23 protein-coding genes are annotated in these 23,592 nt (G+C 71.4%); 9 read left to right on the top strand and 14 right to left on the bottom strand.

The window, feature by feature from the left end; genetic code table 11:
- Nucleotides 1–172: 172 nt before the first annotated feature.
- The 5 genes from ACP4IX_RS12215 to ACP4IX_RS12195 form a co-directional block, all read right to left on the bottom strand.
- The gene (locus tag ACP4IX_RS12215; protein ID WP_426525013.1) at nucleotides 173–1,174 is read right to left on the bottom strand and encodes a TerC family protein; all 1,002 of its coding nucleotides are present in this window, start codon (nucleotides 1,172–1,174) and stop codon (nucleotides 173–175) included.
- 252 nt (nucleotides 1,175–1,426) lie between these two features.
- Nucleotides 1,427–3,475, bottom strand: coding sequence for a TerD family protein (locus ACP4IX_RS12210; protein ID WP_426555480.1), 2,049 nt, complete (start codon nucleotides 3,473–3,475; stop codon nucleotides 1,427–1,429).
- Between the two features lie 93 nt (nucleotides 3,476–3,568).
- Nucleotides 3,569–4,147, bottom strand: coding sequence for a TerD family protein (locus tag ACP4IX_RS12205; protein WP_398133370.1), 579 nt, complete (start codon nucleotides 4,145–4,147; stop codon nucleotides 3,569–3,571).
- 141 nt (nucleotides 4,148–4,288) lie between these two features.
- Nucleotides 4,289–6,439 carry an excinuclease ABC subunit UvrB gene (gene uvrB / locus ACP4IX_RS12200; protein ID WP_426525018.1) on the bottom strand — a complete coding sequence of 717 codons (2,151 nt, stop codon included), beginning with the start codon at nucleotides 6,437–6,439 and terminating at the stop codon, nucleotides 4,289–4,291.
- Between the two features lie 40 nt (nucleotides 6,440–6,479).
- Nucleotides 6,480–7,355 carry an MHYT domain-containing protein gene (locus ACP4IX_RS12195; RefSeq protein WP_426525074.1) on the bottom strand — a complete coding sequence of 292 codons (876 nt, stop codon included), beginning with the start codon at nucleotides 7,353–7,355 and terminating at the stop codon, nucleotides 6,480–6,482.
- Nucleotides 7,356–7,645: 290 nt separating this feature from the next.
- On the opposite strand from ACP4IX_RS12195, the gene ACP4IX_RS12190 reads away from it, so the two are divergent.
- Together ACP4IX_RS12190 and ACP4IX_RS12185 are read left to right on the top strand one after the other, a co-directional pair.
- Nucleotides 7,646–8,530: a glycerophosphodiester phosphodiesterase gene (locus ACP4IX_RS12190; protein ID WP_426525020.1), complete on the top strand. Its 885-nt coding sequence runs from the start codon at nucleotides 7,646–7,648 to the stop codon at nucleotides 8,528–8,530.
- 88 nt (nucleotides 8,531–8,618) lie between these two features.
- On the top strand, nucleotides 8,619–9,173 hold the full coding sequence (locus ACP4IX_RS12185; protein ID WP_426525022.1) for a methylated-DNA--[protein]-cysteine S-methyltransferase: 555 nt from the start codon (nucleotides 8,619–8,621) through the stop codon (nucleotides 9,171–9,173).
- A 57-nt stretch (nucleotides 9,174–9,230) separates the two neighbouring features.
- Here the strand turns inward: ACP4IX_RS12185 and ACP4IX_RS12180 are convergent, their stop codons facing one another.
- Nucleotides 9,231–9,659 carry a VOC family protein gene (locus ACP4IX_RS12180; protein WP_426525024.1) on the bottom strand — a complete coding sequence of 143 codons (429 nt, stop codon included), beginning with the start codon at nucleotides 9,657–9,659 and terminating at the stop codon, nucleotides 9,231–9,233.
- 121 nt (nucleotides 9,660–9,780) lie between these two features.
- Between ACP4IX_RS12180 and ACP4IX_RS12175 the strand changes: the two genes are divergently transcribed.
- On the top strand, nucleotides 9,781–10,689 hold the full coding sequence (locus ACP4IX_RS12175; RefSeq protein ID WP_426525026.1) for a pseudouridine-5'-phosphate glycosidase: 909 nt from the start codon (nucleotides 9,781–9,783) through the stop codon (nucleotides 10,687–10,689).
- Entirely contained in the window at nucleotides 10,686–11,603 is a 918-nt protein-coding gene (locus ACP4IX_RS12170) for a carbohydrate kinase family protein (protein WP_426555479.1), read from the top strand. Before ACP4IX_RS12175 ends, ACP4IX_RS12170 begins: the two co-directional genes overlap by 4 nt.
- A 59-nt stretch (nucleotides 11,604–11,662) precedes the next feature.
- Here the strand turns inward: ACP4IX_RS12170 and ACP4IX_RS12165 are convergent, their stop codons facing one another.
- Nucleotides 11,663–12,457 (bottom strand): methyltransferase domain-containing protein, encoded by a 795-nt coding sequence (locus ACP4IX_RS12165; RefSeq protein ID WP_426525030.1) that lies wholly within the window; start codon nucleotides 12,455–12,457, stop codon nucleotides 11,663–11,665.
- A gap of 311 nt (nucleotides 12,458–12,768) precedes the next feature.
- Between ACP4IX_RS12165 and ACP4IX_RS12160 the strand changes: the two genes are divergently transcribed.
- Nucleotides 12,769–13,896, top strand: coding sequence for a magnesium and cobalt transport protein CorA (locus ACP4IX_RS12160; RefSeq protein ID WP_426525032.1), 1,128 nt, complete (start codon nucleotides 12,769–12,771; stop codon nucleotides 13,894–13,896).
- A gap of 287 nt (nucleotides 13,897–14,183) precedes the next feature.
- On the opposite strand, the gene ACP4IX_RS12155 is transcribed toward ACP4IX_RS12160, so the two are convergent.
- The gene (locus ACP4IX_RS12155) at nucleotides 14,184–14,816 is read right to left on the bottom strand and encodes a uridine kinase (protein WP_426525034.1); all 633 of its coding nucleotides are present in this window, start codon (nucleotides 14,814–14,816) and stop codon (nucleotides 14,184–14,186) included.
- 163 nt (nucleotides 14,817–14,979) lie between these two features.
- On the opposite strand from ACP4IX_RS12155, the gene ACP4IX_RS12150 reads away from it, so the two are divergent.
- On the top strand, nucleotides 14,980–15,459 hold the full coding sequence (locus tag ACP4IX_RS12150) for a DUF1772 domain-containing protein (RefSeq protein ID WP_426525036.1): 480 nt from the start codon (nucleotides 14,980–14,982) through the stop codon (nucleotides 15,457–15,459).
- A gap of 216 nt (nucleotides 15,460–15,675) precedes the next feature.
- Nucleotides 15,676–17,166 carry a glutamate synthase subunit beta gene (locus ACP4IX_RS12145; RefSeq protein ID WP_426555478.1) on the top strand — a complete coding sequence of 497 codons (1,491 nt, stop codon included), beginning with the start codon at nucleotides 15,676–15,678 and terminating at the stop codon, nucleotides 17,164–17,166.
- A gap of 110 nt (nucleotides 17,167–17,276) precedes the next feature.
- Here the strand turns inward: ACP4IX_RS12145 and ACP4IX_RS12140 are convergent, their stop codons facing one another.
- From ACP4IX_RS12140 to ACP4IX_RS12130, 3 genes are all read right to left on the bottom strand, one after another.
- On the bottom strand, nucleotides 17,277–18,080 hold the full coding sequence (locus tag ACP4IX_RS12140; RefSeq protein ID WP_426525040.1) for an SAM-dependent methyltransferase: 804 nt from the start codon (nucleotides 18,078–18,080) through the stop codon (nucleotides 17,277–17,279).
- A 181-nt stretch (nucleotides 18,081–18,261) separates the two neighbouring features.
- The gene (locus tag ACP4IX_RS12135; RefSeq protein WP_426525042.1) at nucleotides 18,262–18,582 is read right to left on the bottom strand and encodes a DUF397 domain-containing protein; all 321 of its coding nucleotides are present in this window, start codon (nucleotides 18,580–18,582) and stop codon (nucleotides 18,262–18,264) included.
- Nucleotides 18,583–19,443 carry a helix-turn-helix domain-containing protein gene (locus tag ACP4IX_RS12130; protein WP_426525044.1) on the bottom strand — a complete coding sequence of 287 codons (861 nt, stop codon included), beginning with the start codon at nucleotides 19,441–19,443 and terminating at the stop codon, nucleotides 18,583–18,585.
- A 225-nt stretch (nucleotides 19,444–19,668) separates the two neighbouring features.
- Between ACP4IX_RS12130 and ACP4IX_RS12125 the strand changes: the two genes are divergently transcribed.
- Complete coding sequence (locus ACP4IX_RS12125) at nucleotides 19,669–20,310, top strand: ATP-binding protein (protein ID WP_426555477.1); 642 nt, start codon at nucleotides 19,669–19,671, stop codon at nucleotides 20,308–20,310.
- A complete protein-coding gene (locus ACP4IX_RS12120) occupies nucleotides 20,301–20,753 on the top strand; it encodes a hypothetical protein (RefSeq protein ID WP_426525048.1) in 453 nt (150 codons plus the stop codon). The genes ACP4IX_RS12125 and ACP4IX_RS12120 overlap by 10 nt, the downstream gene beginning before the upstream one ends.
- A 14-nt stretch (nucleotides 20,754–20,767) precedes the next feature.
- Here the strand turns inward: ACP4IX_RS12120 and ACP4IX_RS12115 are convergent, their stop codons facing one another.
- The 3 genes from ACP4IX_RS12115 to ACP4IX_RS12105 all read right to left on the bottom strand — a co-directional run bounded on the left by ACP4IX_RS12115 (nucleotide 20,768) and on the right by ACP4IX_RS12105 (nucleotide 23,468).
- Nucleotides 20,768–20,950, bottom strand: coding sequence for a hypothetical protein (locus ACP4IX_RS12115; RefSeq protein WP_426525050.1), 183 nt, complete (start codon nucleotides 20,948–20,950; stop codon nucleotides 20,768–20,770).
- A gap of 155 nt (nucleotides 20,951–21,105) precedes the next feature.
- Entirely contained in the window at nucleotides 21,106–21,795 is a 690-nt protein-coding gene (locus ACP4IX_RS12110; RefSeq protein WP_426555476.1) for a DUF899 domain-containing protein, read from the bottom strand.
- Between the two features lie 227 nt (nucleotides 21,796–22,022).
- On the bottom strand, nucleotides 22,023–23,468 hold the full coding sequence (locus tag ACP4IX_RS12105) for an amidohydrolase (protein ID WP_426555475.1): 1,446 nt from the start codon (nucleotides 23,466–23,468) through the stop codon (nucleotides 22,023–22,025).
- Nucleotides 23,469–23,592: the final 124 nt, after the last annotated feature.

The raw sequence follows: 23,592 nt of genomic DNA, 5'->3' as shown, positions 1-23,592 counted from the left end.
CCCCCCCCCCCCCCCCCCCCCCCCCCCCCCCCCCCCCCCCCCCCGGGGGCGGGGGGTGGGCCCCCCCCCCCCCCCCCGCTCCCGGTGGTGGTCTTCCGCGTACGACCGAGAGGCCCTGTGCGATCAGACCTCGACTGTCGTTATGCGCTCACGCCTCGACTGTCGTACGTGTTCAGGCCTCGACGCTGTCCTTCGGAGCATCGTCGCCCTCGGTGGCCGCCGCTTCCGCCTCGGCCTGCTTCTTGGAGGCGCGGAGGCTGGTGATCGTGGTGACGATCAGGACGGTGCAGATCACACCGAGCGAGACCGGGATGCTGATCTCGGGGACGTGGACACCGGACTCGTGCAGGGCGTGCAGCACCAGCTTGACGCCGATGAAGCCCAGGATGACCGACAGACCGTAGGAGAGGTGCACCAGCTTCCTCAGCAGTCCGCCGAGGAGGAAGTACAGCTGGCGCAGACCCATCAGGGCGAACGCGTTGGCCGTGAACACGATGTACGGGTCCTGGGTCAGGCCGAAGATCGCCGGGATGGAGTCGAGGGCGAAGAGCACGTCGGTGGTGCCGATCGCGAGCATCACGACCAGCATCGGGGTCATGATGCGCTTGCCGTTCTCCTCGATCCACAGCTTCGTGCCGTGGTACCGGTCGGCGACACCGAAGCGGCGCTCGGCCGCCTTCAGCAGCTTGTTCTCTTCGAACTCCTCGTCGTCCTCGTCGGCCCGGGCCTCCTGGATGAGCTTCCAGGCGGTGTAGATGAGGAAGGCGCCGAAGATGTAGAAGACCCAGGAGAAGTTGGCGATGATCGCGGCACCCGCCGCGATGAAGATGGTCCTGAGGACCAGGGCGACGAGGACACCTATGAGGAGCACTCGCTGCTGGTACTGCGAGGGCACCGCGAACTTCGCCATGATCAGGATGAAGACGAAGAGATTGTCCACGCTCAGGGACTTCTCGGTGATGTAGCCCGCGAAGAACTCGCCGGCGGGCTGGCCGCCACCGAAGATGAGCAGGCCGATCCCGAAGAGGGCCGCCAGGGCGATCCAGACGGCCGTCCAGATCCCGGCTTCCTTGATCGATACGTCGTGCGGCTTGCGGCCGATGAAGAAATCGGCTCCGATCAGGGCAGCGAGGCCCACGACGGTCAGGACCCACAGGGCCACAGAAACTTCCACTACTACGCCTCCGGCAGTACGTCACACGGCAAATGTCAGCGTCGTCGCTGCCGGAGGTCTCTTCCACCCCGGGTCCGGAACGCGTGACGCGCTGGACCCACGGGCCGACGCCCCGGGATCTGGCCTGATCCGTATTGACGGGTACGCCGCACAGACAGGGAGTACTCCCCTCCGTACGGACGACAGTAGCCCATTCCCAAGGAATGGTAAAGAGATTCGCAAATAAAGCTCAAAAGCCCAGCTCGGAGGTTGTCACCGATCCCACGGACGGCGGGCTGCGGCGACCTGGGTGAGCACCTGCTGAAGCACCTGACTGCCGGGCGGCACGAGCGAGGGCTCGTACGTCCAGGCGTGCCCGACCCACGGATCGGCGAGATGGTCGTCGGCCACCGGGGTCAGCCGGAGCAACGAGCGCCACAGGGGGTCGAGGAGCGGACCGTACCCGGCGGACTCCTCACGGTCGGCGACCATCATCAGGTGGACGCCCACGGCCGGCCCCTCGTCGGCGAGATAGCGCAGCTGGTTCACCGCCCGGTCGTCGAAGCCGTGCGGGAAGTCGTTGACGATCAGAAGTTGCTGGGAGGTGTCGAGGCCGGGCGGGAGCGCGTCGGGAGCTCCTCCGCGCAACGCCATCTGCACCAGGTCGACGCGCTGGGTGAGGCGGGTGAGCACGTCCGCCGTCCCGGCGGCGCCCGCGGCGGGCGGGGCCGCGAGCGCTCCGGTCTGCACCAGCGGGGCCAGTGCCTGCGTCCCTGATCCGGCCGGATCGATGACGTGCACGGTGAACTCGCCCGCCGGATGGACGGCGAGCAGCCGGGCCGCGTGCGCGACAGCCGTCTCCAGGCCCAGGCGCCGTATCTCGTGGGAGTCCGCGTACGAGCCGTCGAGCGAGAGGGAACGCCCGCTGTCGATCCACAGGCCGCGCTCCAGCGGCAGCCGGACCAGCAGCGGAATGCTGATGCGGGGCGACTCGGGCAGGTGGAGATCGCCCAGCCGCAGTGCCATGGGCATCTCCGTGGGTACGCGGTAGGCGTGCCAGACGGGGTTGTCCCATCGTGCGCAGGCCGCCGGCAGGGCGGGCTCGACCACCTCCGCCTCGGCGGCGAGCTGAGCGACGTCCCGGTCCAGGACCTCCTGGGCCTGGGACACGAGCTGGGCGTGCCGGGCGCGCGCCGCCTCCCGGGCGGCGTCGCCCCGATCTCCGATCCGGCCGCGCGGATCGGACAGGACCTGGTCGAGTTCCTTCTCCATGCGCGAGTCGGCGAAGTCGACGGCGCTTCGGTACGCGGCCGTGGTGCGCGCCAGGTCCTCGAACATGCCCCACACCTGGTTGTAGAGCCGCTCCTCCATGGACCAGCCGGCGGCATCGCCCGCGACAGGACGGGCGGGCTGCCCGGGTGCGGCCGGAGGCGCGGCCGGCGGGGGCGGAGGCGGAGCGGCGTTCTGCCGACGCGGGTGGCTGTAGTCGATCGGGCCACCGGCGGGTGCGGCCGGCCGGCCGGCGGTGCCGGAGTCCCCCGGTCCTCCCGAGTACGGCTGCTGTGTGTTGTGCTGCCCCGGGACACCGGGTGTCTGCGGGTCAGGCACGCCCGGGGGGTCGTACGCGGACGCCGGGGGCACGGAGCCGGTGGCGCCCTGGGGTGCGGCGGCGCCGTGGTCCTCGCCGTGCGCCGGGGCGGCGGCCTGCCGTGAGCGGTTGCCGTCGGCCGTCCGGGCCGGCGGAGCCGGTGGTGCCGGCACCGAACGGACCAGGCCGCCGGTCACCGCGTCCTGGATGTTCCCGGCGAGCTGGTGGGCCCGGGGCAGGTTCTGGTCGGCGAGGAGCTCGGCGAGGCCTCCCGCGTAGCCCTGGCCGACGGCGCGCACCTTCCAGGCACCCTGGCGCCGGTAGAGCTCCAGAGCCACGACGGCGGACTCGGCCTCCAGGCCGGTGATGGTGTAGTCGGCGACCTCGTCGCCGTCGAGGCCCGTGACGGCGACGAAGGGGGCGGCGACGGCCCCGAAACGGGCCGGGCCCGTCCCGCCGGCGGGCAGGGCGAGCAGCACACTGACGCGGTGCACGGCGTCCGGCACCGCGTCCAGGTCCACCGCGAGGCGGTGGTCGGCGGCCGCCTGCCGGGAGACCTCCAGACCCGGGAGGGTGGGTCTGCCCGGGTGGGCCACCCATTCGGCGCCAGGGACCTTGCCGTTCTCGTCACCGAGCGTGGCTCCGGCCACGATCGGCGTGCCGGCCGAGACCCGGATCTCGAGACGGGCCCGGGGAAGCGGGAGGTTCTGCCCCCGCGTCAGCTCGACCGTCATCGCCTTCCCCCTGTGTCACTCGTGCGTCGCTCGTGATGTGCCGTGCGGCGCCCGCCCGTCCCGAACACGGGGCCGGCAGGTCGTGCCGGCCCGCTACAGGACCGGCAGGATCGCCGGCATCAGGTCCTGGAAGGTGCGGCCGTTGGCCGGGGACCCGATGGCGGTCATCGCCCAGCCCTGGCCCGCCCGGTGGACCTTCGCCATGATCTGGGCCGTGTACGCGCCACCACCCGCCAGCGTGTAGCGGGCGAGCTCCTGGCCGTTGGTCTCGTCGACCAGGCGGCAGAACGCGTTCTGCACTTCCTGGAAGGTCTGGCCCGTGAAGGAGTTCACGGTGAAGACGATCTGGTCGATGTGGACCGGGAGGCGCTGCAGGTCGACGAGGATGGCTTCGTCGTCGCCGCCCTGGCCGACCCCGCCGACGAGGTTGTCCCCCGTGTGGCGCACCGAGCCGTCGTCGCTCACCAGGTGGCGGAAGAAGACGACGTCGACCGGCTGCTTGTCCGCGAACAGCACGGCGGAGGCGTCCAGGTCGACCTCCCGGGTGCGCGAGCCGAACAGGCCGCGCCGGGGAGCCGCCTGCCAGCCGAGACCCATGCGCACCGACGTCAGGCTGCCGCCGTCGTTCTTCTGCAGACTGATGGCCTGACCCTTGGTCATGTTGACGGTCACGCGCTGATCCCCTCTCGAGCGGTCCCCTGTTGCCGCGGTCCCCGCGGTTGGTCAGAACCCTACGCAGGGGCACTGACAGCGCCCCACCCGAGTCCGCACTTTGTGTCGTTCTTGCAACACGGCGCGTACCCGGGCGGGCCGTCAGGCCAGGCCGGCCTCCTTCATCTGGCGCAGTTCCTTCTTCATCTCGGAGACCTCGTCGCGCAGCCGGGCGGCGATCTCGAACTGGAGGTCCGCGGCTGCCGCCCGCATACGGGTGGTGAGCTCCTCGATCTGTTCGGCGAGGTCCGCCGCCGGGCGGTCGGTCACCGCCGTCTCCTTGGCCCTGCCCTTGGCCGCCTTGGCCGCCTTGGCACCGCCGCCTGCCGCCTGGCCGCCCAAGGTGGGCACGGGGGCCTTGGCGCCCTTGCCCTCCTTCGTCTGGCGGTAACCCGAGCCGAGCAGCTGCTCGGTGTCGATGTCCTCGCGGGCGATCTGCGCGACGATGTCGTTGATCTTCTTGCGGAGCGGCTGGGGATCGATGCCGTTCGCCTTGTTGAACGCGACCTGCTTCTCGCGGCGCCGATTGGTCTCGTCGATGGCCTTCTCCATCGCCGGCGTGATCTTGTCGGCGTACATGTGGACCTGGCCGGAGACATTGCGCGCCGCACGGCCGATGGTCTGGATCAGGGAGGTGCCGGAGCGCAGGAAGCCCTCCTTGTCGGCGTCGAGGATGGCCACGAGGGACACCTCCGGGAGGTCGAGGCCCTCCCGGAGCAGGTTGATGCCGACCAGGACGTCGTACTCGCCGGCCCGCAGCTCACGGAGCAGTTCGACGCGGCGCAGGGTGTCGACGTCGCTGTGCAGGTAGCGGACCTGGATGCCGAGTTCCAGGAAGTAGTCGGTGAGGTCCTCGGCCATCTTCTTGGTGAGCGTGGTGACCAGGACGCGTTCGTCCTTCTCGGTCCGCTTGCGGATCTCGTGCACCAGGTCGTCGATCTGCCCCTCGGTGGGCTTGACGACGACCTCCGGGTCGACGAGGCCGGTGGGGCGGATGATCTGCTCGACGGCGCCGTCCGAGCGGGAGAGCTCGTAGGTGCCCGGGGTCGCCGACAGGTACACCGTCTGCCCGATGCGTTCCTGGAACTCCTCCCACTTCAGCGGGCGGTTGTCGAGCGCGGAGGGCAGCCGGAAGCCGTGGTCGACCAGGGTCCGCTTGCGGGAGGCATCGCCCTCGTACATGGCGCCGATCTGCGGCACGGTGACGTGCGACTCGTCGATGACCAGCAGGAAGTCGTCCGGGAAGTAGTCCAGCAGGGTGTTCGGCGGGGAACCGGGCAGGCGGCCGTCGAAGTGCATGGAGTAGTTCTCGACGCCGGAGCAGGAGCCGATCTGGCGGAGCATCTCCAGGTCGTACGTCGTACGCATCCGCAGTCGCTGAGCCTCCAGGAGCTTGCCCTGCTTCTCCAGCTCGGCCAGACGCTCCGCCAGCTCCTTCTCGATGTCGCCCACCGCCCGCTCCAGGCGCTCGGGGCCCGCGACGTAGTGGGAGGCCGGGAAGACGTACAGCTGCTGGTCGTCGCTGATGATCTCGCCGGTGACCGGGTGGAGCGTGGACAGGGCCTCGATCTCGTCACCGAACATCTCGATGCGGACCGCGAGCTCCTCGTAGACCGGGAAGATCTCGATGGTGTCGCCGCGCACCCGGAAGGTGCCGCGGGCGAAGGCCATGTCGTTGCGCGTGTACTGGATGTCCACGAAGCGGCGCAGCAGCTCGTCCCGGTCGTGTTCTTCGCCGACCCGGAGCGGAACCATGCGGTCCACGTATTCCTGCGGGGTGCCGAGACCGTAGATGCAGGAGACGGAGGCGACCACGACGACGTCACGGCGGGTGAGCAGTGAGTTGGTCGCGGAGTGGCGCAGGCGCTCCACCTCCTCGTTGATCGAGGAGTCCTTCTCGATGTAGGTGTCCGACTGCGGGACGTACGCCTCGGGCTGGTAGTAGTCGTAGTACGAGACGAAGTACTCGACGGCGTTGTTCGGCAGCAGCTCGCGGAACTCGTTCGCCAGCTGGGCGGCGAGCGTCTTGTTCGGCGCCATCACGAGGGTGGGGCGCTGGAGCTTCTCGATCATCCACGCGGTGGTGGCGGACTTGCCGGTGCCGGTGGCGCCGAGGAGGACGACGTCCTTCTCGCCTGCTTCGACACGCCGGGCGAGCTCGGCGATGGCCGCCGGCTGGTCGCCGTTCGGCTGGTAGGGGCTGACGACCTCGAAGGGCGCCACCGTGCGTTCGATCTGGGAAACGGGCCGCATGGGTTCCACCGTACGACCCCGCACTGACAACAGGTCCGGATCAGCGGTTCTGCGGGGTCCGGGAGCGCCGGTGGACGAGGGGGCGGCACCTGTCGTGCGCGAGGTGGCGTGCCGGGCGGTGGACCGTGTGCGGGGCCTCGGTGCGGGCGGGGACGCCCGGCTTCCGCTCGACGGGGATTCCGGCGGGCCCCGTGACCATCAGCGGGTCGAACATGACGACCACGCCGGCCAGGAGGAGGAAGGCGAGGGGGCCGATCAGCATGGGGGCGAGCAGTTCGGCGGGCGAGCCTCCGGTGGAGGGGTCGGCCGTGCCGTGGAGATGGACCTCGAGGGCGGCCATGCCCGTGTAGTGCATGCCGGTGACGGCGAGCCCCATGATCAGGCTGGCGCCCACGCTCCACAGGAAACCGCGGACCTGTCCGGCCGCCCACAGGGCCGCGGTGGCGGCGGCCATGGCTATGACGACGGACACGGCCACGGTGAACGTGTTGTACGTCAGCTGCCCGTCCAGGCGCATCCCGGCCATGCCCAGGTAGTGCATCGAGGCGATGCCCAGGCCGGTGATGGTGCCGCCGGTGAACAGGGCCGCTCCCCGCGCGCCCCGGTAGCCGACGATGAAGATCCCGATGCCCACCATGACGACGGCGACGGCCAGGCTGGCGAAGGTCATCAGCCAGTCGTAGCGGATCGGCGTGTGTTCGATCGTGAACCCCATCATGGCGACGAAGTGCATGGTCCAGATGCCGGAGCCGATCGCGGCCGAGCCCAGGGCGAGCCATCCGGGGCGCCAGGACCGGCTGACCCGCATGGACCTGGTGGTGCAGCGCAGGCCGAGGGCACCGCCGAGACAGGCCATGAGGTAGGCCACCAGCGGTGTGACGAGTCCGTAGCCGAATCCCTCGACCGTGCCTTGCATGTGCGGCTGCCCTTCCGCCTTCGTGCGCCCGGTCATGTGCCGGCATTTCCCTGATGTGCGCCCCTCCCGGGACCGCGGTCAACGGTCAGGGTCGAGGCAGAGAGTATGACTCCCACCGGAATGGTCGAACGATTCTCCGGCAAAGAATCACGGGTTTGCCCCACTTGTGCGGCCCCGGTGAGCGGAGTTGAGCAACTCCGTTCAGTCTGCGGCCATTCTGCACCCCTCTTCCATTGACTCTCTGATGCCACAGTGGTGCTGTCCGTGATCGCTCGACGCGAGGAGTACGCATGCACGTGCGCGCAGTTGCCGTCACGACCACCGCGCTTCTGGGAGTCGCCCTGCTCGCCCCGCTCTCGCACGCCGGGGTCGCCCAGACCGACGAAGGGCCCTCGGTCGTCGCCCACAGGGGCGCTTCCGGGTATGCGCCGGAGAACACGCTGGCCGCCGTCGACAAGGCCGCGGAGCTGGGCATCCGCTGGGTGGAGAACGACGTCCAGCGCACCAGGGACGGGGAACTCGTCGTCCTCCACGACGACAACCTGCGCCGTACGACGAACGTGGAGGAGGTCTTCCCCGACCGGTCACCCTGGAAGGTGAAGGACTTCACCGCCGCGGAGATCGCCCGGCTGGACGCGGGGAGCTGGTTCGGGTCCCAGTACGCGGGCGCGCGTGTGCCGACACTGAAGCAGTACGTGGACCGTGTGGAGCACCACCACCAGAAGCTGCTGCTGGAGCTGAAGAACCCCCAGCTGTATCCGGGCATCGAGCAGCAGACCCTCAAGGTCCTCGCCAACGAGGGCTGGCTCGACCGGCGGCATGTGGCCGGCCGCCTGGTCGTGCAGAGTTTCAGCGCGGACAGCGTCCGGACCGTCCACGAACTGAAGCCGGCCGTCAGGACCGGCTTCCTCGGCACGCCGTCCGTGGCGGAGCTGCCCGCGTACGCCGAGTTCACCGACCAGATCAATCCGTCGCACGGTTCCCTCTCCACCGGCTACGTGGCCTCGGTGCACGCCTTCACGGGAGCGCACGGCAGGCCGCTGGAGGTCTTCACCTGGACGGTCGACGACGCCGACACCGCCCGGCGGGTCGCCGGGTACGACGTCGACGGCATCATCACCAACAAGCCCGACGTGGTGCGGGACGCCGTGGGCGAGGACTCGACCGCACGGTGATCCCGTCGTGCCGGGAGCACGGGACGGCCGTGTGCGCCGATGCCCCCGCTGCCCCGGCGTTGTCAGTGGCTGCCCGTACCGTGGGCACATGGAAAGCCACGGGCAGTACGAGCAGCAGGTCGTGTGGACCGTCGTCGACACCGGCATCGGTCCGCTGCTGCTGGCCGCCACCCGCGACGGCCTGGTCAACGTCGTGTTCCACGCCACCGACACCGCGCGCGACCGGGCGCTCGAGAGGCTCGCGGCCCGGCTGGGCCCGGAGCCCGTCGAGGCGCCCGGCTCCCCGCTGCTGACCGAGGCGATACGGCAGGTGGAGGCCTACTTCGCGGGCAGACTGCGTGACTTCGACCTGCCGCTGGACTGGTCGCTGATCTCGGGTTTCAACCGGCAGGTGCTGCGCGAGCTGGCCTCGGGCGTCCCCTTCGGCTCGGTCGTCGGCTACGGCGACCTCGCCGACCGGGTCGGCCAGCCGGGCGCCGCCCAGGCGGTGGGCACGGCCATGGGGGCCAACCCACTGCCGGTCGTCGTGCCGTGCCACCGGGTCGTCGAGAGAGACGGCGGCATCGGCGGGTTCGGGGGCGGCGTGGACACCAAGCGGCAGTTGCTCGCCCTGGAGGGCGTGCTGCCCGAGCCGCTGTTCTGAGGGGTCCTGCCGCCCGGGCGGTGCCGGGCAGGGGTCGTGCGTCGTGCGGGGCAGGGGTTACGCGTAGTGCCGCGCTTCGAAGATGTTGCCGTCGGGGTCACCGAAGTAGAAGCTGCGCCGGGCCAGGCCACGGGCGCCGTAGGAGTCGTACGACAGTTCCGAGACCGGAATGGCCTGTTCTTCCAGGCGAGTGCGCAGTGCGTCGAAGTCGTGCGGGGAAAGTGACAGGCAGACGTGGTTGACGGGGTGGCCGGCGCTGCCGTCGGCACCGGGGACCACTCGCATGCGCTCCGCCAGGGAGTGCGGCGCCAGGTCGAGGATGGTCTCCTCGTTGAGGCGTACGGAGGGGAAGCTCACGCTCCCCGCGACGTACTCGGTCACTCTCAGGGGCTCCAGCCCGAGCGTCTTCTCGTAGAAGTCGGCCGCCGCGACCGGGTCTCGCACCCAGAGGACGACATGGTCGAGACGTGTCGTGTTGTCCGTCATGACTGCCAGCCTCGCGGTTTCCCCCGAGCACCGCAAGATCCCGGCAGGGCCTCCGCGAGGGTTTGGCCCGGTGCCCCGCCCGCCAGGGATGAGGGAGGACCGACGGACAGGAGGCAGGCGCGTGATGCTGATGGTGTCGGAAGAGGTACGGGCGGCGGTCGAGGCGCGTCACCCCGTGGTGGCGCTGGAGTCGACGATCATCGCGCACGGGCTGCCGCGCCCGCGCAACCTGCTGGTGGCGCGGGAGCTGGAAGAGACGGTACGGCGAGAGGGCGCCGTACCGGCGACCATCGCCGTGCTGGACGGACGGCCCCGTGTCGGCCTGGACGAGCAACAGCTGGAGCGGGTCGCGCACGAGGACGGCATCCGCAAGCTGGGCCACCGCGACCTGCCGCTCGCGATGGCCGCGGGAGCGAGCGGAGCGACCACCGTGTCGGCGACCGCCCTGCTGGCGGCCCAGGCGGGCGTACGGGTGTTCGCGACCGGCGGGCTCGGCGGCGTGCACCGGGAGTGGACGGTGACGCAGGACGAGTCGGCCGACCTCGGCCTGTTGGCACGCACCCGGATCACGGTCGTCTGCGCGGGTGTGAAGTCCATCCTGGACGTGCCGGCGACCCTGCAACGCCTGGAGACACTGGGTGTCGCGGTGGCCGGCTACGGTACGGACCGCTTCCCCGGCTTCTACCTGTCCGACTCCGGGCACGCGGTGGACTGGACGCTGCGCACCGCCCAGCAGGTGGCGGCGGTGATGCGGGCGCAGGACACGCTCGGTGGGCCGCGGTCCGCGCTCGTGGTCGCCAATCCCGTCCCGGAGGAGGAGCAGCTCGATCCCGCGCTCCACGCTCGGGTGCTCGCAGACGCGCTGCGGGCGTGCGAGGAGGAGGGGGTCACGGGGCAGGCGGTCACACCGTTCCTGCTCGACTACCTGGTACGGCACACCGACGGCGCCTCGCTGAGCGCCAACCTGGCGGCGGTACGGGGGAACGTGCGGCTGGCGGCACGCGTCGCGGCGGCGTGGACCGGGGCGTGACCGCCGGGCCGGGCGCCGCGCTGCTGGTCGTCGGGGACGTCATCACCGACGTCGTCGCCCGGCACCGGGGACCGCTGGCCGCCGGCACGGACACGGCGGCCTCGATCCGCCGACTGCCCGGTGGGGCTGGTGCCAACGTGGCCTGCTGGGCCGCGTACGCAGGGTGCGGTGACGTGCGGCTGCTGGGGCGGGTCGGCGCCGACGCGGCTGCCTGGCACGAGCGGGAACTCGTGGCCCGTGGAGTGCGCCCTCTGCTCGCCGTCGACCCAGCGGCGCCGACGGGGACGGTGATCTGCCTGGTCGACACGGGCGACTCGGGCGAGCGGACGTTTCTGACGGACAGCGGGGCGTCGCTGCGGATCGGGCCCGGCGACTGGTCGGACACACTGCTCGACGGCGTCGCCCGGCTGCACCTGTCGGGCTACCTCCTGTTCTCGGAGCCGAGCCGTGCTCTGGTGCGGGTCGCGCTGGCCGCGGCGCACGCGCGTGGGGTGCCGGTCAGTCTGGACCCGGCGTCGGCGGGGTTCCTCACCGGGCTGGGCGTCGGCCGTTTCCTGGACCTGGCCGCGGGAGTGGACGTCCTGCTGCCCAGCCGTGACGAGGCGTGCCTGCTCACGGGGCTGCCGGATCCGGTGGGCGCGGCTGCCGAGCTGAGCCGGCGCATCCCGCTGGTGATCGCCAAGCTGGGAGCGGAGGGGGCCTTGGTGGCCCGGTCCGGCACCGTGTGCGCGCGTGTTCCCGCCGCCGCGGCGTCCCCGCGGGACAGTACGGGCGCCGGTGACGCGTTCACCGGCGCGTTCCTCGCCTCGATGCTCACGGGCGCGGGGGCCGAGCGGGCGGCGGCTGCGGGGTGCCGGGCGGGAGCGAGGGCGGTCGAACGGGTGGGTGCGAGACCTCCGACGGCACCGGACTGACCGCCGGTCGGCCAGTGCGGGCGGGAGGGGGACGCCGGTGGTGGTTGGCGGGAACTCCCCTACGCCTTGCGCCCCCACGCCGAGATCATCGGAGCCGTCACGAGGTCCATGCCGCCGGACGCGACGTTCGCGAGGTGGCGGTCGATGTCCTCGTGCGTGGCCACCCCCGCGCCGACCAGCTGGTCGCGGACCTGTCGGACCGTCGCGGACTCCAGGACGGCGCACGCGGGTGAGGTGACCGGGAAGTGGGCGTCGGCCTCCACGCGGCGCAGCCCGGCCTCCCGGAGGAGACGCGGGAGCCGACGGCCGCAGGAGAGGTCGGCACCGCGGTGAGCCAGCAGTTGGCGGTAGCCGTGCCGCACCCGGTTCGCCAGTTGCTGCTCGGGACCGTGCTCGTCGGGGCAGAGCAGGGGCTGCAGCGCGGGATCGGCCTCCTCGACCAGGAGTCGGCCCCCGGGACGCAGGGCTTTGACCATCGAGCGCAACGCCCGCTCCCGGTCCGGGACATGGACGAGAACCAGCCGCGCGTGCACCAGGTCGAAGCCCTCCCCCGGAGCTTCCTCCGCGCCCACGTCGTGCACGCGGACTTCGACCGGAGGCCGCCCGGCCGGAGCGACCCATGAGGTGTCGATGTCGGTCGCGAGGACCTTGCCGGTCGGACCCACCCTCTTGGCCAGCCAGGACACCACGGAGGTGCCGCCGGCTCCGACCTCCCAGCAGCGCCAGCCGGGTCCGACACCGAGCGTCTGGAGATACCGGAACGTCGTGGGGTCGAAGAGCGTGGCGAAGGCGTCGAAGCACTCCGCCGCCTCGGCCCGCCGGTTGTCGAGGAGGTGTCCGTCGGTTCGCGTCATGCGGCGATCATCCCAGTTGTCCGGCTTGCCCGAAGCGGTCGACGCTCCGGCACGACGCCCGTCGCAGCCGACCGGCCGGGGCGTGACCGGCCCGTCCGGTATCCATGCCGTGTCCGGTCCCTGGCGCATCCGGTCCGCGCCCGAGCCCGCACCCGCGCCCAAGCCTGCGCCCGCAACCGCCCTGTCCACAGCCGGGAACAAAGCGGAACCCTCCATTTCCACAGGCTGATCCGCGGCTCGGGCAGGCCTGACAGACTGGCGCGAAGGCGCGGGAAGCACGGCGCGAGGGGACCCACGCGGGGGAGACACGGATGACGATGGCAGGGAACCTACGGAGGGTCACGGGCCTGGGGAGGGCCGGCGGCCTCCGCAAGGTGGCAAGGCTGGCCCGGCGGCGCCCGCGCGTGGACCTGAGCCACCCCGCCCGCTCCCCGCTGGGCTCTTCGGTGGTGAACTGCGTGACCTACCGGGACGGTGTCCGCACTCCGGAGGGCGGAGATCCGGCCGACGTGGTGCGGCGGATGCGGGAAAGGGGAACCGGTTTCGTCTGGCTCGGCCTGCACGAGCCGACGGACCAGGAGTTCGCGGGCGTCGCGGAGCTCTTCGACCTGCACCCGCTGGCGGTCGAGGACGCGATCGAGGCCCATCAGCGCCCGAAGGTGGAGCGGTACGGCGACACGCTCTTCGCCGTGTTCAAGACGGTCTGCTACGTGGAGCACGAGGAACTCACGGCCACGAGCGAGGTGGTGAGCACCGGCGAAATCATGGTGTTCGTCGGCCAGGACTTCGTGATCACCGTGCGCCACGGGCGGCACGGCTCACTGGGACCGCTGCGGGAGGGACTGGAGTCAGATCCCGCCCAGCTCGCCAAGGGACCCTCGGCCGTGCTGCACGCGATCGCGGACCACGTGGTGGACGACTTCCTGAGCGTCATGGAAGCGGTCCAGGCGGACATCGACCATGTCGAGACGGAGGTGTTCGCGGAGCACGGCGCACGGGTCGATCCAGGGCGGATCTACCAGCTCAAGCGTGAACTCCTCGAACTGAGGCGGGCCGTGGTGCCGCTCGGCCGGCCGCTGGAAGAGCTGGCCACACGGCCGGCCCGGGTGGTCGAGCCGGAGATACAGGCCTACTTCCGCGACGTCGCCGACCATCTGCTGCGTGCCACCGAGCAGCTCGCGGCGTTCGACGAGCTGCTCCATTCCATCCTGCAGGCCCACCTCGCCCGCGTGACGGTCGCGCAGAACGAGGACATGCGGAAGATCACCGCCTGGGCCGCGATCGTCGCCGTGCCCACGATGGTCTGCGGGATGTACGGCATGAACTTCGACCACATGCCGGAACTGCGCTGGCGGTACGGCTACGGCCTGGTCATAGGCGTGATCACCGTCTCCTGCCTGGCTCTGCACCGGGGCTTCCGGCGCAACGGCTGGCTCTGACGCGACGGCACGAGCCGCTCGGGCGGAGATCCCCACGACCTTGCGCGGCTCGGCACGGCACGGCGCGGCTCGGCACGGCCGGGCGGGCCTCGCCGCCCTTCTCCGCGGACGGGTCGACGCGCCCGGGCCCTGGAGGATCGCCGAAGCAGAACACGGAGTGCGGCATCACCGGTGTCACCGGCGTGGGCGGCATGGACGCGCCGTCGGAGGAGACCGTCACGGCGCCTGGGACGTCGCACGCGCACACCTGTGGAGGGGCCGGGAGCGTCAGCCGCCCGCGCGGCCCGTCAGCCGTTCCACGCGGGGTGCCGCGGATCGTCGGCGCGCACCAGGACGTCGGCGGCGCCGGAGGGGTCGTTCTCCTCCTCGTAGCGCTCGAAGGCGGGCAGGGTCCAGTGCTCGGCCTCGGGGGTGCGGCGGCGCAGTGCGCCGGGACCGAGGGCGAGGTGGATGCTCAGATCCAGGGGGAACCAGTGGCGCAGCAGGAAGGGGCCGTGCAGCAGCAGCGCACCGCCGGGTGGGAGGCGCACGTAGGGGCTGCGGGTGGCCCGATCGGTGACCGGGTCCCACAGGTCGGGCAGGACGCGCCCGTCGCCGCCGGGCCCGAGGGGGTCGAAGACCTCGCGCCACAGGGTGCCGGTGTCGTACCAGCCGTTGTAGAAGGACTCGACGTCCTGATGGCCGTACTCCAGACGGAGGGAGGCGGGACGCAGGAAGCCCTCCGTCCCGACGGCGAGGGAGGGCCTGCCGCGAACGCGCAGCGCCTCGGAGACCCGGTCGGCGAGGTCGCCGGGGCGGGCGGCCGGGGCGCCGTCGAAGGCGACGCGCGGCCAGGCGCTGCCGTCGGCGGGCTGGAGGTCGAGCAGGCGCTCGGCGAGCAGGTCGCCGAGCCTGTCCCAGGTGATCGCTTGCAGTCGCACCCGCCCATGATGCGTCAGCCGCCGGCCCGCCCGCCTGGACGCCCGCGTATGCGCTCGCGCCGACCGGCCATGGTCACCGTGCCCGTACGGACGTTGACTTGCGGTGGTCGACGGCCGTCGGTGCCGAGCGGGCATCGACTCGACGGGTGGGAGCTGACAGGACATGATCGATGGACCGTACGTCGTGCTGACGGTGCTGGGTGTGCTCGGGACCGGTCTGACGGCCGGCGTCTTCTGCGCGTTCTCGACGTTCGTCATGCGGGGGCTCGCGGCGCTGCCGCCCGCGCAGGGAGTCGCCGCGATGAACGCGATCAACACGGCCGCGGTGCGGCCCGCCTTCATGCTCGTGTTCCTCGGGACGGCGGCGCTGACGGCGGTGATCGCCGTGGTGACGTTCGTGCTGTGGCCCGACGAGGCCGCGGTGGAGCTGCTGCTGGGCAGTGCGCTGTTCCTCTTCGGATCGTTCGGGGTGACCGCGGCCGCCCATGTGCCGCGCAACTCCGCACTGCTCGAGCTGGAGCCGGGCACCGCGGAGGCGGCCGCCCGGTGGCCTGCGTACGTACGCGAGTGGACCGCGTGGAACCACGTCCGCACGGCCGCCTCGGCCGCGGCGGCGGTGGCCTACGTGCTGGCCCTCGCCTGAGCGGGCGGACTCCCCATCGCGCTCCGGGGCGCCGGCCCGGGCGAGGCGGCCGGCAGCACCGGTTCCAGCCCGCGAGGGGGCGGCGCCGCAGCCCGCAGCACGTGGGCCAGGGCGCCGTCCGGTGCTCTGCGCTCGGGGCGGGCGGCACGTATCGTGGGCTCGAAGGGCGCCGCCCGCGACGTACGGCCGGCCACCCCGCACGCAAGGAAGACGGCCATGGCCGATCCCAAGGGTTTCCTGACCACGCCCCGCGAGGAGTGGCCCCGCAGGCCGGCGGGGGAGCGCGCCCGGGACTGGAACGAGGTGTACGTCCCTGGGGCACTGCTGCCGGTCATCGGCGCGCAGGCCGGTCGCTGCATGGACTGCGGCATCCCCTTCTGCCACGACGCCTGTCCGCTCGGCAATCTGATCCCGGAGTGGAACGACCTGGTCACCCGGTCGGACTGGCGGGCGGCGAGCGAGCGGCTGCACGCCACGAACAACTTCCCCGAGTTCACCGGCCGGTTGTGCCCGGCACCGTGCGAGGCGGGCTGTGTGCTCGCCATCAACCAGCCCGCCGTCACCATCAAGAACGTCGAGTGTGCGATCGCCGACGAAGCCTGGGAGCAGGGCTTCGCACCGCCGCGCCCGCCGGACCGGCTGTCCGGGCGGACGGTGGCGGTGATCGGGTCGGGGCCCACCGGGCTCGCGGCGGCGCAGCAGCTGACCCGGGCCGGGCACACGGTCGCCGTCTACGAGCGGGACGACCGGATCGGTGGGCTGCTGCGGTACGGCATCCCCGAGTTCAAGATGGAGAAGCGGCACCTGGAGCGGCGCATCGACCAGATGCGGGCCGAGGGGACGACGTTCCGTACGTCGACGACGGTCGGGCGGGACGTCGCCGCCGGCGAACTGCGGGCCCGCTACGACGCGGTGGTGATCGCCACCGGGGCGACGACGTGGCGCGAGCTGGCCGTGCCCGGTCGGGAGCTGGCCGGTATCCATCAGGCGATGGAGTACCTGCCGCTGGCGAACCGGGTGTGCGAGGGGGATCTGGAGCGCTCCCCGCTGTCCGCCGCCGGGAGGCACGTCGTCATCGTCGGCGGCGGTGACACGGGAGCGGACTGCCTCGGTACCGCGGTCCGGGAGGGGGCCGCGTCCGTGACCCAGCTGGACATCTACGCGCGACCGGGCTCGGAGCGCGACGAGGCGACCGAGCCCTGGCCGACGTATCCGCGGCTGTACCGGCTGTCGGCAGCGCACGAGGAGGCACGTGAACTGCGGTCCGCGCCGGCCGCGGACGCGGACGCACGACTGTTCGCGGCGAACACGCTGCGTTTCACCGGTGACGCGGAGAGGCACGTCCGGTCGCTGCACCTGGTGGGAGTGGACGCCGGGCGCCGTCCGCTGCCCGGCACCGAGCGGTCGCTCCCGGCCGACCTCGTCCTCCTCGCCCTCGGCTTTTCGGGCCCCGACCGGGACGACGGGCTCATCGACCAACTGGGGCTGGCGCTGGAGCCCCGGGGCACGATCGCCCGGGACCCGGGCTTCGCGACCCATGTCCCGGGCTGTTTCGCCGCGGGGGACGCGGCACGTGGGCCGTCGCTCGTCGTGTGGGCGATCGCGGAGGGGCGGGCGGTGGCGGCGGCCGTCGACCGTCACCTGTCCGGCGGCAGTACACGGCTGCCGGCGCCGGTCGGCCCGTACGACCGGCCGATGACGGCTTGAGCGCGCCGCCGCTCCCGCGCGGGCCGTTCAGGCACACGCACCGCTCCTCCGCGGGCCGACCAGCGGGGTTGCAGCCTGCCGGTCACGACCTGCCGCTCACAACCCGCGGGTCACGGTTTACGGGCCACTGCCCCGTACCCCGGGATGACCCCGTCCTCTTGCCCGGCAACCGGCTCGCCCAGTTCCGGGTGCCACAGGTGGGGCACCGCGACGCCGGGCTCGACCAGGTCGAGGCCGGTGAAGAAGCGGGCGAACTCGTCGCGTGAGCGCAGGGCCAGGGTGACACCGGCGGCTCTGAGCTTCTCGGTGGCCGCCCGCGACTCCTCGGGCGTGAAGTCGGCCGTCGCGTGGGTCATCACCAGGTGACTGCCGGAGGGCAGCGCCGACAGCAGCCGGCCGACCAGGTCGTGCGCGCCGTCCTCGTCGGAGACGAAGTGCAGCAGCGCGATCAGGGACAGCGCGATGGGCCGGTCGAAGTCCAGGATCTTCCTGGCGCCGTCCAGAATGGCATCCGGATCCCGGACATCGGCCTGGAGGTACTCGGTCGCCCCCTCGGGCGTGCCGCGCAGCAGGGCCGCCGCGTGGGCCAGCACGATGGGGTCGTTGTCGCAGTAGACGACGCGGGCGTCGGACGCGGTCTCCTGTGCGACCTGGTGGAGGTTGGGCTCGGTGGGGATGCCGGTTCCGACGTCCAGGAACTGCCGTATGCCCTGACCGGTGAGCCAGCGGGTGGCCCGGTGCATGAAGGCGCGGTTCACCCTGGCCATCACCGGCACCCTCGGGTCGAGCGTGAGCATCTGCCGGCCCATGGCCTCGTCGACCGGGTAGTTGTCCTTGCCGCCGAGGTACCAGTCGTACATCCGTGCGGGGTGCGGCCTACTCGTGTCGATCTCGGCGCGGTGCTGCCCGGTCATGACGAGCTCCAAGGTGGTGAGTTTTCCTGGCGAACGGTGACGAGAACGGTGACGGCGAAGGGTGACGGCGAAGGGCGTCGGCTACGGATGACGGTCACAGGCGACGGCGGCGGGCGATGGCGGCGGATGATCAACTCAGTGCCAAACAGTTTAGGAAGCAAACATCAACAGGGCGCACGTTTCAGGTGAGCAGGAAATCCGCCTCTCCCGCCTTCGCTCCCTCGATGAAGGCCGTCATCTCGGCGGAGGTGTAGATCAGCGCCGGCCCGTCGGGGTCGGTCGACTGCCGTACGGCTATCCGGCCGTCGGCGAGCTTCATCGCCTCCAGGCAGTTGCCCCCGTTTCCGCCGCTCCACGGCTTGTGCCAGCCCTCGCTGCCCAGCTCACGGGCGGGCATGCCGTTGTAGATCCCTTCGCTGTGGACCCCTTCGCCGTAGATCCCCTCGTGGTGGATCCGCTCGCTGCGGGTCCGCGGCGAGCGCTGGGGTTTGATGCGATTCATTCACAGCTCCTTGCGGAGATCCCGGAGGATCTCCTTCGTGCGATGTGCCGTGGCGGCCTGCGCCGCCATGCGGTCCATGACCTCGAGATGGGTCGCCACCTCGGCGCGCGCGTCGAGGTAGACGGCGCCGGTCAGGTACTCGCTGTAGACCATGTCCGGCAGCTCCGGCATGGCGAATCGGAACAGCACGAAGGGCCCGTACGTGCCCGGGTGCGGCCCGCTGGAGAACGGGGCGACCTGCAGCGTCACATGGGGCAGCTCCGTGGCCTCCAGCAGTCTGTCGATCTGGGCGCGCATCACCTCGGGGCCCCCGACGGGGCGGCGCAGGACGGTCTCGTCCATCACGACCCACAGCCTGGGCGCGTCCTCACGGGTGAGCAGTTCCTGGCGCCGCATGCGCAGGTCGACGTGGCGTTCGATGTCGTCGGGCCGGGTCTGCCCGATGGCTCCCGAGCGGAGCACCCCGCGCGCGTAGTCCTCGGTCTGCAGCACTCCGGGGACGAAGTGGGGCTCGTAGGCACGGATGAGGGAGGCCGCGCCCTCCAGGCTGACGTACATGGAGAACCAGCCCGGCAGGATGTCGTGGAAGCGCTGCCACCATCCGGGCTTGTTGGCGTCCTCGGCCAGCTGGACGAAGGCGTCGGCCTCCTCGTCGCCGATGCCGTAGGCCTTCAGCAGGAGCTGGAGATAGGGGATCTTGAGTGCGACCTCGGCCATCTCCATCCGGCGGACCGTGGCGGGGGCGACGCGCAGGATGCGCGCGGCTTCCTCGCGCTTGAGGCCGGCTCGTTCCCGCAGGTCCAGCAGGCGCCTGCCGAGGACAACCTGACCGACCGTCGGCGCGGACCGCGGCTCGCTCACCGCCCACCTCCTGAAGAGTCCCGAAAGAGTCCCGCGCGTCCATGTGCGGACAGCCCGGCGGCGCCATTCGAAGTTCCGTTCGAGAGCCTGGTCGGGCTCTCGGTGATCCGAAGTGGCGCCGCTCGACGTGCTGTTGCGAGCAGTGTGCCACGACCGTCCAGACCGTCACACAGCACTCTGCATTTTTCAGAGTGACACTTGCCAAGTGTTCACGCCGGGGCGATAGTGGCAAGCGTGATTCCGTCCGCGCCCTTAGGAACAGACGCCGCCGCGGGCTCCCTGGGCCTCGGTGCCACCATGGGAGCCGGCCCTTCGGGGGCCGCCGCCGCCGAGCGCCGGTTCCGCTTCGAGCTGGCCGCACATCCGGGCTCCCCCGCGCAGGCCAGACGCCTGACGCGCGCACGGCTGAACGGCTGGTCGGTGTGCGAGGACACCTGCGACACCGCGGCCCTGGTGGTCTCCGAGCTGGTGACCAACGCGATCGTGCACACCGCGAGCAGACACATAGTGTGCGAGCTGCACGACGGGGCCGAGTTGGTCCGCATAGCCGTACGCGACGAGGGCTGCTCCCCCGGTCAGCCCCACCCGTCGGCCGATCAGCAGCCCGACGACGAGCACGGCAGGGGACTGCTTCTCGTCGACGCCCTGTGCGACGCCTGGGGCGCCCAGGAGCACGGCCCCGGTCTGCTGGTCTGGGCCGAGCTGCCACGCCGGGCCGACGGGCCGCCCGGTCCGTCGGAGCCCCGCGACGACCTGGGCTGGGGCGCCCGCCCGAAACCCGGCCCCGCCGGCGGCACGGGTATCGACGGCGAGGCGGAGGGACGCCGCCTCCGCGCGCACCGCGGAACGGAGACCGAATGGCTATGAGGGCCGCGTCCGGAGTCCGTCCGCTCGGCCTGGACACCCTGGTCCGCCTCCAGCGCGGGCTGGACACCCCCGGGGCGCTCTCCGGGACCCCCCGGCAGCTGCCCGTGCCGGACGGCATGACGGCTCCGCTGGGCTGCGACGCCGTGACGGTGCCCGCCCGTTTCGGTCCTCTGGTGCTCCCTCGGCTGCCGCGCGTGGGCTGCGTCTACGCCGACGAGGCCCACTGGTGGTGGATCGTCCCGTCCGACTCCGACTACGCCCTGGAGTGGCCCGTTCCCGCGCGGTACGCCACCGGCGCGCTCCTTCCCGACGCACCGTACGTTCCCGGCCTCATCCACCGCCCGGACAGCACGGTCCCCTACACCCCGCCCATACCGCTCTACCTCGCCCTGTGCCGGGTGACGAACACGACGCCCACATGGTCACGACCGGTCAGCGCGTAGGCGCCGCCGCACGCTCAGACGGCCGAGCCGCCTGCGGCGTCACCGCGGACGATGACCAGGAACATGTCCGTGGCGAGGTCCATGACGACCTCGGCGGGCAGCCCCTCCAGACGCCGCGCGTTCGCGAACTCCTCCGCCGGCCAGGATCCTCGCGGTCCACCGGCAGGAAAGCGTTCGAGCACCGTTCGCCCGTTCACCCCGCACCTCCATGTAGCGCTGTACTCGTAGAGCCAGACGCCAACCATGGAGCGAACGCCTCGCGCGGTGACGGTACTGAGACGTCATTGACACCCGTTCACCGCAAAGTGTGAGAGGCTCCTCAGCCGTTCGGGCCCTTTCGCTACGGAGCGTGTCAGTCTTCGTACTCGTCGTGGTAGCGGACTCTCTCGCTTCCCGCCGGCGCGCCGAGGGCCGACGCGCGCCCCTCGGGTTTCTCCCACTGCTCCTGCCTGCCGAGCGCGGTCAGGTCGAGCAGGCTGGTGGTCGAGCCGAGTCCGTCGAGGCCTCGTTCGTACGTCGAGTAGGTGTGGAAGACCCGGTCGCGGTCGCGCAGGAAACAGCTGAGGCCGGGCCGCTCGACGAGCTCGCCCTCGTGCTCGAAGGTCACCTCGAAGTCGGCGTTGAAGTCGCTGACGTAGGACGAGTACCAGGGCAGCGTCCAGCCCATCCGTGCCTTGAACGGCAGGATCCTCGGGTACGGCGCCCGGGAGACGGCCGCGAACGTCGTACCGCGGGCCCTCAGGTGCGCGAGGTGCCCTACCTGGTCCAGGAACGCCGAACAGCTGCGGCAGCCGGCGTCCCACTCCGGCGCGAACATGAAGTGGTGGACGACGAGCTGGTCGCGCCCCTCGAAGAGGTCGAGCAGCGTGCCCTTGCCGTCGCCGCCCTCGAACACGTACTCCTTGTCGACCTCCACCATGGGCAGCCCGCGACGCTCGGCGTTGAGCGCGTCACGCGCGCGGGTGGCCGCCTTCTCCTTGACCAGTAAGGCCTCACGCGCCGCGCGCCAGTCCGCGCGGGTGACGATCTCGGGCAGCGACATGGGTCCAGCTCCTCCTGTGCGTGACACAACGGTCCGGGGTGGTGACCGACGGGCGGAGCAGAACTCATCGCGGCTCGGCAAGATTCTTTTCGGCAGGCCGCGGGGAAGCGGCTGACCTCGGTGTTCGGTTCCGTACGGTAGTCAGTTCCGTGCGGTATTCAGTTCCTCACGGACCAAGTCCCGTACGGAGCACAGGTGTCGTACGGAGCACAGGTGTCGTACGGAGCTCAGGTGTCGTACTCCTGGACGCGCCGGCCGTGGCCGCGCTCGGTCAGGGCCGGCAGCCGCTCCCCCAGTTCCCGGACCACCGCGGGGACGTCGAGGGTCAGCAGCCGACGGTCCCGCATGAGGACGCGCCCGTCGACGATCGTCGTGCGCACGTCCGCGGACCGCGCGCTGTGCACGAGGGTGGCGGCGAGGTCGTGCACGGGCTGGGTGTGCGGCCCGGTGAGGTCGACGAGGACGAGGTCGGCCCGCCGCCCCGGTGCGATGCGGCCGACGGTGTCGCCGAGCCCGACCGCGTCGGCGCTCTGCAGCGTGGCGTGGTGCAGCGCCTGACGGGAGGTCAGCCACCGCGGGTCGCCCTCGGTGGACTTCTGGATCAGGGACGTGAGCGCCATCGACTCCCACACGTCGAGGGAGTTGTTGGAGGCGGCGCCGTCCGTGGCGAGTCCCACGGGCACGCCGATGTCGCGCAGGGCGCGCACCGGTGTGGTGGTGGGCCAGGCGAACTTGAGGTACCCGCGGGGCGCGGTCGCCACCGCCGTACGGCCGCTCGCGCGCGCGAGGAGTGGGAGATCCGCCTCCACGATGCCGGTGCCGTGTGCGATGAGAACGTCGGTGTCGAGGATGCCGGTGCGCTCCAAGGCCTGGATCGGGGTGACGCCGTGCCGGGCGAGGCTGGTCTCGGTCTGGCCGCGGTTCTCGGCGGCGTGGAGGTGCACGGGCAGGCCGTGGTCGCTGGCGAGTTCCGCGGTGGCGGCGAGGTCGGTGTCGGTCACCGTGTAGGGGGCGTGCGGGGCGAGGGCGGTCGTGATCCGGCCGTCCGCAGAGCCCCGGTACCGCATGGCGAACTCCAGCGACGCCTCCCTGCCTTCCGGCCCCTGGGAGGAGAAGTACGCCTGCCCCAGCAGCGCCCGCATCCCGCACTCGGCGACCACGGCGGCAACCGCGTCCATGGCGAAGTAGTGGTCCGCGAACGTCGTCACGCCCGCGCGGATCATCTCGGCGCAGGCGAGCCGGGCGCCCAGCTCCACGTCCCGTTCGGTGAGGTTGGACTCGACGGGCCAGACGACGTCGTTGAACCACTCCTCGGTGGGCAGGTCCTCGGCGAGTCCGCGCAGGGCCACCATCGGCGCGTGCGTGTGGCAGTTGATCAGCCCGGGCAGGGCGACCTGACCGCGTGCGTCGATCCGATCAGCGGCGGGCAGACTCTCCACGACGGCGGCGCCCGTCACGGAATCGACGACTCCGTCCCGTACGACGATGGCCGCGTCTTCCTCGAAGCCGATCCGTTCCCGGTCGTCGTGCACGAGAACGGTGCAGCCGGTGATCACGAGGTCGGCGGGCTGTTCACGGGGACCAGAGGGCTTCCGCTCCTCACGGGGACCAGAGGGCTTCCGCTCCTCACGGGGGCCAGTGGGCTTCGGCTTCTCATGGGAAGAAGGCGTCATCCCGCCAACGTACGGTCCGGCGTCCGGTCGGTTTGCGAGGCGCGGGGAAAACGGGCAAGTCCGGGTGGTGTGACGGTGAGCCGTGGCGCGGGGCCGGCCCGGCGGCTCCGCGCACTCGGCGCCC

It is taken from the genome of Streptomyces sp. WG5 (assembly GCF_049974565.1).
Taxonomy (GTDB): Bacteria; Actinomycetota; Actinomycetes; order Streptomycetales; family Streptomycetaceae; genus Streptomyces.
Note: the sequence above shows the minus strand (reverse complement) of the source record. Positions and strands in the feature narration are given on the sequence as shown.

Coding starts and splice junctions, on each gene's coding strand:
- ACP4IX_RS12210 (WP_426555480.1), bottom strand. CDS start 3,475: ATGACGGTCGAGCTGACGCGGGGGCAGAACCTCCCGCTTCCCCGGGCC.
- uvrB (WP_426525018.1), bottom strand. CDS start 6,439: ATGCGGCCCGTTTCCCAGATCGAACGCACGGTGGCGCCCTTCGAGGTC.
- ACP4IX_RS12195 (WP_426525074.1), bottom strand. CDS start 7,355: ATGCAAGGCACGGTCGAGGGATTCGGCTACGGACTCGTCACACCGCTG.
- ACP4IX_RS12190 (WP_426525020.1), top strand. CDS start 7,646: ATGCACGTGCGCGCAGTTGCCGTCACGACCACCGCGCTTCTGGGAGTC.
- ACP4IX_RS12185 (WP_426525022.1), top strand. CDS start 8,619: ATGGAAAGCCACGGGCAGTACGAGCAGCAGGTCGTGTGGACCGTCGTC.
- ACP4IX_RS12180 (WP_426525024.1), bottom strand. CDS start 9,659: ATGACGGACAACACGACACGTCTCGACCATGTCGTCCTCTGGGTGCGA.
- ACP4IX_RS12165 (WP_426525030.1), bottom strand. CDS start 12,457: ATGACGCGAACCGACGGACACCTCCTCGACAACCGGCGGGCCGAGGCG.
- ACP4IX_RS12160 (WP_426525032.1), top strand. CDS start 12,769: ATGACGATGGCAGGGAACCTACGGAGGGTCACGGGCCTGGGGAGGGCC.
- ACP4IX_RS12150 (WP_426525036.1), top strand. CDS start 14,980: ATGATCGATGGACCGTACGTCGTGCTGACGGTGCTGGGTGTGCTCGGG.
- ACP4IX_RS12145 (WP_426555478.1), top strand. CDS start 15,676: ATGGCCGATCCCAAGGGTTTCCTGACCACGCCCCGCGAGGAGTGGCCC.
- ACP4IX_RS12140 (WP_426525040.1), bottom strand. CDS start 18,080: ATGACCGGGCAGCACCGCGCCGAGATCGACACGAGTAGGCCGCACCCC.
- ACP4IX_RS12135 (WP_426525042.1), bottom strand. CDS start 18,582: ATGAATCGCATCAAACCCCAGCGCTCGCCGCGGACCCGCAGCGAGCGG.
- ACP4IX_RS12120 (WP_426525048.1), top strand. CDS start 20,301: ATGGCTATGAGGGCCGCGTCCGGAGTCCGTCCGCTCGGCCTGGACACC.
- ACP4IX_RS12110 (WP_426555476.1), bottom strand. CDS start 21,795: ATGTCGCTGCCCGAGATCGTCACCCGCGCGGACTGGCGCGCGGCGCGT.
- ACP4IX_RS12105 (WP_426555475.1), bottom strand. CDS start 23,468: ATGACGCCTTCTTCCCATGAGAAGCCGAAGCCCACTGGCCCCCGTGAG.